General features: G+C 58.9%; 10 protein-coding genes. 2 read left to right on the forward strand and 8 right to left on the reverse strand.

The window, feature by feature from the left end:
* Positions 1-6: 6 nt before the first annotated feature.
* On the reverse strand, positions 7-246 hold the full coding sequence (gene rpsP / locus MWN76_RS16050) for a 30S ribosomal protein S16 (protein ID WP_250463060.1): 240 nt from the start codon (positions 244-246) through the stop codon (positions 7-9).
* A gap of 150 nt (positions 247-396) precedes the next feature.
* Complete coding sequence (ffh, locus tag MWN76_RS16055) at positions 397-1,809, reverse strand: signal recognition particle protein (RefSeq protein WP_250463063.1); 1,413 nt, start codon at positions 1,807-1,809, stop codon at positions 397-399.
* Between the two features lie 225 nt (positions 1,810-2,034).
* Between ffh and MWN76_RS16060 the strand changes: the two genes are divergently transcribed.
* A complete protein-coding gene (locus tag MWN76_RS16060; RefSeq protein ID WP_250463066.1) occupies positions 2,035-2,835 on the forward strand; it encodes a cytochrome C assembly family protein in 801 nt (266 codons plus the stop codon).
* A gap of 90 nt (positions 2,836-2,925) precedes the next feature.
* Positions 2,926-4,212, forward strand: coding sequence for an HlyC/CorC family transporter (locus MWN76_RS16065; RefSeq protein ID WP_250463068.1), 1,287 nt, complete (start codon positions 2,926-2,928; stop codon positions 4,210-4,212).
* A gap of 129 nt (positions 4,213-4,341) precedes the next feature.
* On the opposite strand, the gene MWN76_RS16070 is transcribed toward MWN76_RS16065, so the two are convergent.
* From MWN76_RS16070 to MWN76_RS16095, 6 genes are all read right to left on the reverse strand, one after another.
* Positions 4,342-4,854: a hypothetical protein gene (locus MWN76_RS16070; protein WP_250463070.1), complete on the reverse strand. Its 513-nt coding sequence runs from the start codon at positions 4,852-4,854 to the stop codon at positions 4,342-4,344.
* Positions 4,806-9,032 carry an RHS repeat-associated core domain-containing protein gene (locus MWN76_RS16075; protein WP_250463072.1) on the reverse strand — a complete coding sequence of 1,409 codons (4,227 nt, stop codon included), beginning with the start codon at positions 9,030-9,032 and terminating at the stop codon, positions 4,806-4,808. The genes MWN76_RS16070 and MWN76_RS16075 overlap by 49 nt, the downstream gene beginning before the upstream one ends.
* Before the next feature lie 156 nt (positions 9,033-9,188).
* On the reverse strand, positions 9,189-9,590 hold the full coding sequence (locus tag MWN76_RS16080; protein WP_250463074.1) for a tetratricopeptide repeat protein: 402 nt from the start codon (positions 9,588-9,590) through the stop codon (positions 9,189-9,191).
* Between the two features lie 72 nt (positions 9,591-9,662).
* The gene (locus tag MWN76_RS16085; protein WP_250463076.1) at positions 9,663-10,754 is read right to left on the reverse strand and encodes a FlgD immunoglobulin-like domain containing protein; all 1,092 of its coding nucleotides are present in this window, start codon (positions 10,752-10,754) and stop codon (positions 9,663-9,665) included.
* Positions 10,751-11,626, reverse strand: coding sequence for a TolB family protein (locus MWN76_RS16090; protein ID WP_250463078.1), 876 nt, complete (start codon positions 11,624-11,626; stop codon positions 10,751-10,753). Before MWN76_RS16090 ends, MWN76_RS16085 begins: the two co-directional genes overlap by 4 nt.
* 14 nt (positions 11,627-11,640) lie before the next feature.
* On the reverse strand, positions 11,641-13,251 hold the full coding sequence (locus tag MWN76_RS16095) for a FlgD immunoglobulin-like domain containing protein (protein WP_250463080.1): 1,611 nt from the start codon (positions 13,249-13,251) through the stop codon (positions 11,641-11,643).
* Between the last annotated feature and the right edge of the window lie 178 nt (positions 13,252-13,429).

The raw sequence follows: 13,429 nt of genomic DNA on the forward strand, positions 1-13,429 counted from the left end.
CCCGAATTACGCGGATTCTTTCAGCAGCTTGCTGACGCGATCAGAGATCCGGGCGCCGTGGCCAACCCAGTACTCGATACGGTCGCGATCGATGCGCAGGCGCTCTTCCTGACCGCGCGCAACCGGGTTGAAGAAACCCACGCGCTCAATGAAACGACCGTCGCGGGATTTGCGGCTGTCGGTGACTGTCAGGTGATAGAACGGGCGCTTCTTTGCACCGCCACGAGCCAAACGAATGGTTACCATGTAGCTTTCCTGTAGTTTTACACACTGGACGACTGCTTCGCGCGGCCGCCTACATCAATTAAGCCGGTAGCTCACCCGGCTGAAAGGCGGCGTATTCTAATGTACCGCCCGGAGTTTGTATAGCGCTTGTTCCCGCACGCCTGGCGGGCCCTACTTCTTCTTGCCGAGGCCCGGCGGCAGGCCGCCGGGCATACCGCCCATACCGCCGGCGCCGCCGCCCATGCCCGGCATGCCCCCCATGCCACGCATCATCTTGCTCATGCCGCCACCCTTGAACTTCTTCATCATCTTGCCCATCTGCTTGTGCTGCTTGAGCAGGCGGTTCAGGTCCTGCACCTGGGTGCCGGAGCCGGCGGTGATGCGGCGCTTGCGGGAGCCGTTGAGAATATCGGGATTGCGGCGCTCGGCCGGGGTCATGGAACTGATGATCGCGTCCATCTGCTTGAACTGCTTGCCCATATCCGCCTGCTGGGCCATCTGCGCCATATTGCCCATGCCGGGCATCTTCTCCAGCAGGGAGCCGAAGCCGCCCATATTCTGCATCTGCTGCAGCTGGTCGCGCAGGTCCTCCAGGTCGAAGCCCTTGCCCTTCTGCACCTTCTTGACCAGCTTCTCGGCCTTGGTCTTGTCGATCTTCTGCTCGGCCTCCTCGATCAGCGACATGATGTCGCCCATGCCGAGGATGCGCGAGGCGATGCGGTCCGGGTGGAAGGTCTCCAGCGCGTCGGTCTTCTCGCCGACACCGATAAACTTGATCGGCTTGCCGGTCACGTGGCGCACGGACAGCGCCGCACCACCGCGGGCATCGCCGTCGGCCTTGGTCAGGATCACACCGGTCAGCGGCAGCGCGTCGTTGAAAGCGCTGGCGGTGTTGACCGCATCCTGGCCGATCATGGCGTCGATCACGAACAGCGTCTCGGCCGGATCCAGTGCGCCGTGCAACTCGCGGATCTCGCCCATCAATTCCTCATCGATATGCAGGCGGCCGGCGGTGTCGACAATCAGTACATCGGCAAACTGCCTGCGCGCCGCCTCCATCGCCCCGCTGGCGATATCCAGCGGTTTCTGGTCGCCGCTGGACGGGTGGAAGATGGCCCCCACCTCGCCGGCCAGGGTCTCCAGCTGCTTGATCGCGGCCGGGCGGTAGACATCCGCACTGACCACCATCACCTTTTTCTTTTCCCGCTCCTGCAGGTATTTGGCCAGCTTGGCCACACTGGTGGTCTTGCCCGCACCCTGCAGACCGGCCATCAGGATCACCGCCGGCGGCTGCACCGCCAGGTTCAGCGGCGTGGCCGCCTCGCCCATCACCTTGACCAGCTCGTCCTGGACAATCTTGACGAATTGCTGGCCCGGGTTCAGGGCCTTGCTGACCTTCTGGCCCACTGCAGCAGTGCGCACCTGCTTGATAAATTCCTTGACCACCGGCAGGGCGACATCCGCCTCCAGCAGCGCCTTGCGCACCTCCCGCAGCGTATCGCGGATATTGTCTTCCGTCAGGCGCGCCTTACCGGTGACCTTCTTTAACGCAGACGACAATCGGTCGCTGAGGTTGTCGAACATGGATACGTCCCGATTTGTGTGACTGGCCGTCCGGCGACATTTCCCGGACGGCGGAAATTCCCGGGCACCGACCGGTGCCCCTTCCAAGGCGCGGCAGTATAGCTCAGGAGCCGCACGGCAGAAACACTGTGCCGGCGGAAGCGCCGCCCGGCCCGAATGACTTTCCTGCACCGGCACGCTGTGACACACTGCCGCCCTGATAAGAACGGAGAGACGGATTTATCCATGGCGACGATCGCCCACTGGACGGCAATTGCACTCTACCTGGCGACCACCGCCGTGGCCGCGCACAACTTTTTCCGGCAGCGCCAGCCGGGCAGGCCGCTGCTGCTGGGACTGCTCGCCGGGGCACTGGTCGCGCACGGCCTGTCTCTCATCTATACCTTGGTGACCCCCGCAGGATACCGCTTCGACCTGCTGGCGATGCTGTCCCTGATCAGCTGGACCGTCAACCTGCTGCTACTGGTTCTCGCCGCCCGGCACCCGCTGCAGCTGCTGATCGTGATCATGGCCCCCGTCGGCGCCCTGGCGGAGCTGGCCGCAGTGCACGACTGGGGCGGCGTGACGCCGCGCCAGCAGCTGTCCGCCGGCATTGCGGTACACGCACTGCTGTCCATCGTCGCCTACTCCCTGCTGACCCTCGCCACCCTGCAGGCGATCTACCTCTACTACCAGAACCAGCAGCTGCACAACCACCGCCCGGGCGGCATCAGCCGTTTCCTGCCGCCACTGCAGACGATGGAATCCCTGTTGTTCGGGCTGGTTGCCTTCGGTCAGCTGCTGCTGACCGCATCACTGGTGACCGGCTTCCTGTTCCTGGACAATCTCTTTGCCCAACACCTGGTGCACAAGACCGCGCTGTCGCTGCTGGCATGGTTGCTGTACAGCATCCTGCTGTGGGGCCACTGGAAGAAGGGCTGGCGCGGCAACACCGCGGTGCGCTGGACCCTGGCCGCCTTTGCCGCCCTGATGCTGGCCTACTTCGGCAGCAAACTGGTACTCGAGGTCATATTACAGCGCGGATAGCGCCGGGCACGGCGCTGCGGGCGCCGCAACACTTGCGGGCCCGGAAATTCTGTTTCAATATCCCGTTTCGCGAATAAACAGAGTTCCAAATTGAACGAGATACCTCCCGGCCTGCTATTTGCCCTGATAGGCCTGCTGATCGTCATTTCCGCCTTCTTTTCCAGCTCTGAAACCAGCATGATGGCGCTGAACCGCTACCGCCTGCGCCACCAGGCCAAGAGCGGCCACCGCGGTGCCCGGCGCGCAATGGAGCTGCTGGCGCGCCCGGACAAGCTGATCGGGGTCATCCTGATCGGCAACAACCTGGTCAACATCCTCGCCTCGGTGCTCGCCGGCGCGGTGTTCACCCGCCTCTACGGCAGTGCCGGCACCTGGTACGCCACCGCGGTGCTGACCGTGGTGGTACTGATCTTCGCCGAAGTCACACCGAAGACCATCGCCGCACTGCACCCGGAAAAGATCGCCTTCCCCGCCTCGGTAATACTGCGCCCGCTGCTGTGGCTGATGACGCCTTTCGTCTGGCTGGTGGGTAGCGTTTCCAACGGCCTGGCGCGCCTGGTGGGCGTGGAGGCCGGCGAGCAGTCCGAGGCCGAGCACCTGGCGCCGGAGGAACTTCGCACCGTGGTATTCGAATCCGGTGCCCTGCTGCCCAGCAAGCACAAGGGCATGCTGCTGAACGTGCTGGACCTGGACCAGGCCACGGTGGAGGACATCATGATCCCCCGCAACGAAGTGGTCGGCGTGGACCTGGAGAATTCCGGCGGGGAAATCCTGCAACAACTGGCCGAGAGCAGCTACACCCGCCTGCCGGTATTCCAGGGCGACATCAACCGCGTGGTAGGCATTCTGCACCTGCGCCGCGCGGCGCAGATACTGCGCGACGGCCCGGACGCATTCAGCCCGGACCTGCTGAAGTCCTACACCGACGAACCCTACTTCGTCCCCGAAGCCACGCCGCTGCCGACGCTGCTGATGAATTTCCAGCACAAGAAACGGCGCATGGGCCTGGTGGTGGACGAGTACGGCGAGGTGATGGGCATTGTGACCCTGGAGGACCTGCTGGAGGAAATCGTCGGTGACTTCACCGCCAGCCCGGTGCCGAGCGAAGACGAGGAGATCGTCGCCCAGGGCAACGGCTGGTACCTGATCGAGGGCGGCACCTCGATCCGCGACATCAACCGCACCCTGCACTGGGAACTGCCCACCGACGGCCCCAAGACCTTCAACGGGCTGGCGATGGAGCACCTGGAGAGTATTCCGGACGGCAATATCAGCTTCTTTATCCTGAATTACCGCGTGGAGATCGAGGCGGTCTCGGACAAGATGATTACGCGGGCGCGGGTGAAGAAAATGGATCGGAAAGCGCCCGAGCATTGATGCGTAGGGTGCGCTGTGCGCACCAAACACGGAGCCAGAACTCGACATTGGGGCCAAGTGGCTGATACACAATTTAATTTACAGTCTCGAACCGGCGCCTTCACACTGATTTACGAAGAACCTTATAGGTTAATTCCCGTACGTCCACACCATCCCCAAGTAGTTTGGGTATTCAAACTCTGGACACTCCAAATCGATCCCATTTGAACACCGGATCCAAATCAGCTCATTCTTCTCATCAAAATAAAATCCTACAGTTTTAATCTTCTTCCCATCAGAGTCCTTTTCATAACTAATGACAAAATAGTTGAAATATACCTTGTGAGGATTATCGCCCCCTCCAGTCAAAAAATATCCAGCTATATCTGCAGTTGGTTCGTCTTTATAAATATAATTTTCACCCTTATTACGCTTTTTGGCGTCATTCATAAGGCTCTTAATAAAATTCTCTCTCCTACTTTCGACATAAAAGTTATTTTTTATTCTTGATTCGAAATCATACGGGGACTTCCCCTCATCGTAATTAACCTCCATCATCTTTCCCTTTCTTTCCGACCCACAACCAAGAAGGAAAACGGTTAAAAAAAACACCCCTAAATTTTTGGGTTCAATGGCCCTTCTGCAACCACGTTTGAATTCCATGGACTTACACATCGCATCCACTCCTTATATTTGTGCATGTAAAATTGAATATTGCTAGCTCCTGTTTGTTTTATTTTTTCATGCCTCGTCTCAGTATGACTCTCCCCATTTTGTATATAGATGTCACACTCTCCTGTGCAATCATCGCACTCACGGCAAAGCTTTCTCTCCGTTACCAACCTTGCTTGCTTTTGCTCTCCATACCTTTTCCATGCACAAAATCCTGCTGATTTTGCAAATGTATTTCCTACCACAATTTCTTGATCCCAATCAACAGGCCCCACTCCTACCCATGGATTCTTTTTCGAGAACCATGGAATACAAGTCTTTTTCAAGCCATATGGGTCTACCCAGAGCAAAGGACTATTAACTACATATCTATATGTATTACTTCCTCCACGCAGACCGATAGGATCACTGGTGAGGTAGCGACCAGTTTCTGGGTCATAATCGCGATAATAATTTTGATTTATTCCAGCTTCTGAATCAGCGTATTGACCCGGATAGCGAAGCGGGAATACATAGCTATTGCCGACATCCTCCGGATCGTCATTTGGAGTTGTTGCCCCAAAGGCTTCGCTCTGAATTTCCCATTCCCAAACGGTTGCTTGGCTATCAGGATTGATTACTGCTCTCGGTGTGCCAAGATGATCCGGTTCTATTGCATAATGGGAGGCCGATTCGAGCACTGCTACCGGCAGGTTTCCCACCCAGACGTACTCTTTGATCAGCGCACCGGTGTCAGTATATTCACCGATCAGCTGTCCGGCCTGATTGTAAGTGAACAGCCGAGTCTCCGTTCCGGTAGCTTTGACTACTCGCTCGCCGCGACCATTGTATTGGTTGTTCAGGACAGCGGTGTCGTTCTCCCGAGCCTCCACCATACGGTTGCGGTCGTCATAGGTAAAGCTTTGCCCGGTACCATTGTCCAGGGTATTACCATTGGCATCATAGCTGCGGGCATTGCCATCAATGGCGCTGAGTCGGTGGTTGTCATTCTCGTAGGAGTAGTTTTCTGTCTCGGTGCCAGTGATCTTGCTTTGGCGATTGCCGGTTTTGTCGTAGCTATAGCCGTGCAATGGCGTCTGCTGGGCGTCCTTGACTTCGGTCAACCGGTAGAGGTTGTCATAGTCGTAGCTGCGATCGGCTGTGCTCGGGCTGTTGCCGATCTGGGTGATATTGCCCACATCGTCCAGCGTAAAGTGCAGATTGAGGCCTGTGGCGAGACTGCTTTGGATGGACTTTGGCCGGTAGTCCTGGTCCAGAAGCCTGTCCTGGGTATGGCCGTTGCCGTAGTCCAATCGAGTGGCCGGGCCAAAGGGGGCGTACTGGATATCGGCAATCAGGGTTTCGGGGGTCTGCCCTTCGAGGGCCAGGCCGGCGATGCGGCCCTGGCTGTCCCGGCTGTAGTTGACCACCTTGCCGCTGGGATAGGTGATCCGGGTCGGCTGGTCCGCCAGGTTGTACTGGTAGCGGGTTGTAAGCGCAACGCCGGCGGTGGTTTGGGTCTTTTGCGTGAGGTTGCCCCGGTGGTCGTAGCAGTAGTTGGTGCTGCCGCTCACGTCGGTCATGGTGGTCATGCGACCTTTCGGGCTGGAGTTCTGGCAACCGGTTTCTGTATCAGGCTGGCCGTACTGGTAGCTGACGTTGAGGCTGGTGTCCGGGTACTGGATAGCGGTGAGCCGGTTGAGGGCGTCGTAGCTGTAGTTGGTGGTGACACCCCGAGCATCCGTCTGGCTGGTGCGGTTGCCCGCGAGGTCGTAGGTGTAGGTGGTGATGCCAGTGTCCGGGCTGTCCTTTTCGATGCGCTGGCCGAGGTTGTTGTAAGTATAGGTGGTCGTCAGGCCCTTGGGGTCGGTGACTTGGGTCAGGTTGCCGACGGCATCGTACTGGAGCCTTGTTTCGGCGGCGATGCTGTCGGTATCCCGGATGGTTTTGACCAGCCGGCCCAAGGCGTCGTAGCTGTGTTGGGTCTTGGTGGCCAGGGCATCGGTGGTCTGGGTGAGGCGGCCGGCGCCGTCGTATTGGTACCGGGTTTGCTGTTGTTGGGCACCCAGTGTTTCTTCCAGGCGGTTCAGTTCGTCGAAGGTGCGGCTGAGAGTGTGCTTGAGGGTGCCCTGTGCGTCGACGATGTCTTCTTGGACGCGGTTGCCCTGGGAGTCCAGGGTGTATCGGATCTTGCCGCCCTGGGGGTCTTGGATCTGGATCAGGCGGTTGCGGTCGTCGTAGCTGAAGACGAGGTAGCTGCCGTCCGGCTGGGTGACCTGGGTGAGATTGCCGCGGTCATCGTATTCGTAGGCGGTGGTGGCGTGGGCCTGGCCCTGTGGGTCGAGGGTGGTTTTTTCCAGCAGCCAGCCGCGGGGGTGGTAGGTAAATTCAGTAATGGTGCCGTTTTGGTCGCTGAGTTTGGCGACACGGCCGTTCTTGTTGTAGTTGAGGTAGTCGATGGTCTGGCCCAGGGCGTTCTCGACCTGTTTGAGGTCGCCGCTGCGGTGGCAGGTGCCGCCGCTATCGCAGCCGCTCTGGTCGGTGGTGGCGTAATAGCGGTTGGTGGTGATGTCCTCAACATCGGTTCTGGGGCCGTCGGTGGTTTTGATCAGGGCGCTGTCCGGGCAGTCGGAGCCGCCGCTGCAGTAGGTGTAGTGGGTGGTGGCGTAGCTGCCGTCGGCCTTTTGGCGTTTTTTGGCGGCGATATTGACGGGGTTGCCGTTGCCGTCGCGCACAAACTCGTATTCGGTGCGGAAGACCTGTTGCGGGTTTTCGCTGGAAACAGTTTCTTCGCTGGCGATCCAACTGCCGTCGTAGGTCCAGGTGGTGGTTATGGTTTCGCCGCTCTCTAAAGTCACGCTTTCGCTGGTCTTGCGGGCGTCGGCGTTGTAGGTGTAATCGGTGGCGCTGAGCAGAGTGAGACTGCCGTCGGGCTGCTTTTGCCAGGTCTCGGTGCGGATGCGGTCTTTGTTGTCGTTGTAGATCTGGCGGTATTCGTTGCCGAGGGGGTCGGTGCGGCTGGAGAGGTAGCCGGCTTCGTCGAAGACGAAGGTGCTCTCGCGGGTGTCGAGGACGGTGCCGGCACTGTCGCGGACGGTTTCGGTGACCTGGGTGGTGCCGGTTTCCACGTAGGCCAGTTCGATGGTGTTGTTGCCTTCTTCCTGCTTCACCACCCGCCCTTCGCTGTCGTAGGTGTTGGTGACCCAGGCGGCCGTCTGCCCTCTCTGCAGGCCGGTGATGCGGTGGGCGCCTTCCGGGTCTTCGTATTGGAAATTCTGCTGGTAGTTGTCGAGGCCCGCTACCTGAATCAGGTTGCCGCGGGTGGCACCGTTGTGGCTGTCGTGGGTGTAGTCGATACGGCGGCCGTCGCTGGCGATCAGGTGGGTGAGGCGACCGGTATCTTCGTTGTAGAAGAAGTCGACATAGTTGTCGGTGAGCTGGCCGTCGGCGGTGCGCTCGCGAATGCGGGTTAGGCGTGGCTGGTAGGCGACCACCATGGGGTTGTCGGGATCGATGCTGTTGGGGGAAGTCCCTACCAGGGGTAATCGGCCCCGCTCGTCGTAGAGGAGTTCCTGGCGCTGGCCCTGTTTGTTTTCAATGGCCGCCAAGCGGCCGTCGGCGTCGAAGTAGTCCACGCGGCCGGCCACATATTCAAAGGTGTAGCTGCCGTCCGGGTGTTCGGTGAGGGTGCCCTGGGGCATATCCCGCGGCGTGACGTAGGCGCCGCCGGTAAAGACGAAGGTATGCCGGAAGCCGCAGCCCGAGCGCAGGACCACGGAGCCGTCCGGGTATTCGAACAGGCGCCGGTCGTGGTCGAAGGCCCAGCCGTAGCCGAGGGCGGTGTCGAAGCGGGAACGGCTGTCGAAGCGGCGGGTCAGGCGGATGGGGTAGACGGAGCCTACCGTGAGGTCGGTATCGCTCAGGTAGAAGCCGCCATCCAGAGTGCGGATGGGATCGCCTACGGCGCCGCTGGTGCTGCCGCCGGCGCCTCCGCCTCCTCCAGCACCACCACCTCCGCCGGCACCGCAACACGCTCCATCACTTTTTTCGCAGGGCGGAGGCGGTGGCGGGCCTGGAGGGGGATCACCGGCGGAGCCACCGCCGAAATCGTGGGCGCTGGTGGTAGCGATCATTAGCAAGCCCAGCAAGAAGGTGCTAACTACCGAGCAAGTGATCCCCTTAACTTTCATGGTTCTTCCTTCAAGTCTGTATTCTTTTTAATCTGTGCGGGTTAGCCCGTTTTTACTATTGCTCTGCCGATACATGGCGAGTCTGCGGCTCAATTTCCAGAGCAGAAGGTTGGTCTTCCGAGGGGCCTACCCCTGCCAAGAGCGGAAGCTCGCGTATCAACCCCCAGCCAAAGCTCGATATTGGGCATAGGCCTTGTCGGCTTCCTTCTCGTCTCCCAGCTCCGACAACGCCTGCCCCCGGCGCAGGTGAATTTCCGCCCTTTTCGGGCTCTGCTTGGCTGCCCGGTCATAGGATTCCAGGGCTTCTTGCCACTGTTCCCATTCGCGCCATATATCGCCCATCATCAACCAGCCGTCGGCACTGCGCGGTTCCTGTTGTAAAAACAGGTCAATTTGTTGATAGGCCTGCTCCAGTTTCCGCTCGCGGTAGTAGTGCTGGGCCAGTTCCAGCTGCTGTTCGGCGCTGCGCTTTGTCGAATGTATATTCTCCAGTTCCTGTAGGCGCTGGTGATGGCTGTTCTCGGCCGCCAAAAGCGCCAATGGGAGCAATGCCGCCATTATTCCTATCAGAGCGTTTGTTTTCATGGTTTCTTCGCTATTTTTTGTTGCAGGCGCCGTGGCGATACTTGGTTATTGATGCTCTACCCATAACCTCATAGTGGCAGTACCAAAATTGCCCTCGTAACCACGTACATTGACGGTGACATAGTGTTCCCCTTCGTTGACGGTGCTGGAGTCCCATTGCCAGGTCATCGGTAGGAAGCCCACCTCGTTTTCAAAGGCGAAGGTGCCGTCTACAAAAAACACCGGTTCAAAACGACGCGCCAGAAGGCGCTCCCGGTCCTTCTCGGCAACGTCGAGCCGGATAGGTACCTTGCCGGAGACGATCCAGCGGCCTTCCTTATCTTTCTTTGCCTTAGTGCCCAGCGTCAGGTAGGTCTCAAAATCGCCGCGGCTCTCCAGAGGCTGGTCCGCGTGGTAATACATGCGTTTTGTAGGTTTCTGGAGAGCCGTTTTTTTGCGGATTTTGTCTGCCGGCAAATCCGCAAAAGCAATCTTGGTGGGCTTGGGACCGACCAGCAGGGTATTGTCGCTGAGGCTGTAGGCTGTGACTGCCAGATTAAGCTTGGGATGTTTGCCTATGTTCAATGCATGAGAGCTATCCCAACCGCCCCAAGGCTCGGCCTGGGCTCCGCCGTCGCGCGGCACCCAGTCGACCAGGGTGCGCAGCAAAGGGCCCCCTTCTTTCAGGCCCAGGCGGATGCTGACACGGGCAGGCTTGTCCAGGTGATAGCGAACGACACCTTGCTCCTTGTCCCAGCGAACGTCCTTCACGGCCAGCGCTTCGCCACCGGTCAGATCGGTGAGGTCGTGTGTGACTTTCTCTTCGCCTTCTCCGTCTTTTCTTTCACTGGTGGCGGTTAAGGTATAGGAATAGGCCTCAGGAGGAACCACCTTCCCCTTCGAGTCCCGCCCATTCCATGCCAGCTTGTGGTCTCCAGACGGAAGCTGGCCACCGTTAATTCGGTTAACCAGGCGTTCTCGGCCATCGTAGATGTGCAATACCACTTGAGCCGGCTTGTCGATGTTGAAGTGGATGGAGGCTTTTTCTCGATCCGCCGGATTGAAACCCTTCTTGTCCAACCGCACCTGGGTGATCTCAAGGGCCTGGGTCAGATTGGATATCAGGGCCAGTATCAGAAGCCATACTGCTCTACTCATTGGCTATTCTCCTCGATCGGGGCCCAGACCGGCTGCCGTGCGCCTTCCCTGCTGTTGGTCAGTGGTTGTTCTTTATTGGTGGCAATATCCAGCAGCCAGATGTTCATGGTACCGTCACGAGTGGATTGAAAGGCGAGTTGCTCGCCTGCCGGCGACCATGAGGGACGGGCGTCCAGTGCCGGATCTTGAGTCAGTACCTGGGTCTTACCATCCGGGTTGCGCAGCCAGAGTTCGTAATTGCCCGTTTTGTTGCCGGAATAAGCAAGAGTCCCATCTGCCCGCGCAGCCAAATCAAAGTGGTACAAAGCGTTGACAGTCAATTGCTCTGTGCTTCGGCTGGCAACATCCACCCTCCAGATATCGTGCGCCTGTCCGCCGTCGCCGGATAGGAAGTAGATCGATTTGCCATCAGGGGACCAACTGGGCTCGTGTTGGAGTCTGGGCATGGAGGTGAGCTTGTCCAGTTTCCGGCTTTGGAAGTGGAAGACATAGATATCATTGTCGTCGATACTGCCGGAGGTGCTCAGAGAAAAGGCGAGGCTGTCGCCTTTGGGACTCACCACGGCATCGAGGATATTGGGCAGTGGTGCCTCTATGGCCTCCATCTTCCCAGTTTTGGTATCTAGCCGGTGGAGGCTGCCATCGTGCAGATTCACTAAAAGGTGCCGACCATCTGGATACCAGGAGATACGAGAGACGTCGGAGCCCAACTGGGTGAGCTGTCTTGGTTTCTTGTGGTCGGAATCCGTAAGCCACACTTCCCAATAGCCTTCGGCGACACCCAGATAGGCGATATCCTTAGCCAAAGCGGCCTGGGAAACCCCACCTAATAACAGGGCTGATAAAACTGCTGATACGATTCTTTGCTTCATATTGCTTCTTACTGCTATCGATACAAGTTAACGATGCCCCGGTAGAGCGTGGATTCCCCGGTTTCCGGCGACCGCGCCTGAATGGCAAAGGTATAAGCGCCCTCTTCTCCCACCAGCACGGCGTTGGGGTCCGCCAGGTCGTAGCCGCGCCACTCCACCTCGTGCTGGATGGGGTCTCCGGTTCCGTCGTTTGCCTGTTGCAGCTCATTATCTACCAGCACGATGGCCGAGGGATCTTGGGGATCGACGATACCCGGCGGTAGCAGGCTGAAGGTCACCTGGGCGTCGTTGCTGATCTGGTAGGCCATGCGGGTCTGCTGTTCGTAGCTATGGCTCACCAGGTAAGGGTCGGATTTGACCTCGATACTGGGGGCGGCCCCAGTGCCGGTAATACTCGGCGCCGTATCGGCCACATAAATGGCGGTGGAGCGCACTCGCGGTGGTGCCGGGTAGTAAACGGAGACGGGGACGTCAATGATTTCGCCGTTGGGGTCCCGGCCGTCCCAGTAGAGCCAGTGCTGGCCCGCGGGGTAGAAGACTTCCTTGAAGGTGTAGAAGGCCGAGCCACCGTTGGGGGTTATCTGCATGCTGAGCAGCCCCGGTTGGGACATGTTAACCGAGATCTTGTAGAACTCGTTGGCATAGGCGTTGTAGCGGCTGGGTACCGAGCCTGAAACACCTCCGACACCGCCGGGATTGGGTGCGTCGTAGACAAAGTAGTCCACGCCGTCATCGGCTCGCAGGACGACCCGGTAGAGATCCTCGGACATCAGCCTGCCCTGGTTGTCGCGACCGTCCCAAGCAATGGGATATTCGCCGGCGGCCGGGTGGCTTTCGGTGGTTTGATAGACGACGGCGTTGTCGGACTCGCGACGGATTTCCAGGGTGACAGTAGCCGCCCGGTTCAGGCTGAACAGACCCTGAGCCTGTTCACCGGCCAGGGGATGGAGTACCGGCGACTGCAGGCTCACACCACTGATGGAGACCGCCGGCTGCCCTATCACCGCCTCCTGGTAATTGCTGTAGTCCACCTGCGGCGAAGACGTGGCGGCAGTGTAGATCTGGGATTCAATGGTGGCCGGATCGGCAGTACCCCACCAATTGCCAGTGATATCCAGAGTGACAGACTGGGGATCGCCGAAGTCAGTGGTGTAGAGATCGTAATTGCTGTTATCGTACAGGTTGTTGCCAGTGATCACCGGCACAGGGTTGTCCGCGGCGGTGCCGTTGCCGATCACATAGACACCGTAGCTATTGGCGGTGATTTCATTGCCGTCGGTAATCAGCGGATCGCTGTTGGCACGGACATAAATGCCGTGGGTATTGAAGCGGATCAGAGAGTGGCGCATCGTGCCCTGGCCACCGTTGAAGTCGATACCGTAAACGGCATGCTCGATACGGGCATAGTCCAGGTCCACGCTACCGCCGGTGATCACTTCGATACCATACCAATCGCCGGGCTGGGGGGTCGGCGAGGCAGAGGCGAATTCCACGCGCGCGCCGGTAACACCGTGGGCTACCAGGTTGCCCGCGATCTGCAGTTTGAGATCCGGTGCGGACTTCAGGCTGGCGCCGGGTTCCAGAGTCAGTGTTACTCCGGGTTCCACGACGACGTTTTGCAGCATCTGGTGATTGCCCACAGGGAGTGTCAGATCTTCAGTGATTGGGCGTAGGAGGGTTAAGCCGTCGTAAACCGGCGCCCCTCCAGCTTCTCCCAGATAGCTACCGTAGTTTACGATGGGGGAACTGCTATTATTTTTACGATCGTAAATCTTTGGAGTTATCTCACCCGGATCCAGCGTA

The sequence above is a fragment of the Microbulbifer litoralis genome (genome assembly GCF_023634065.1).
Taxonomy (GTDB): domain Bacteria; phylum Pseudomonadota; class Gammaproteobacteria; order Pseudomonadales; family Cellvibrionaceae; genus Microbulbifer; species Microbulbifer litoralis.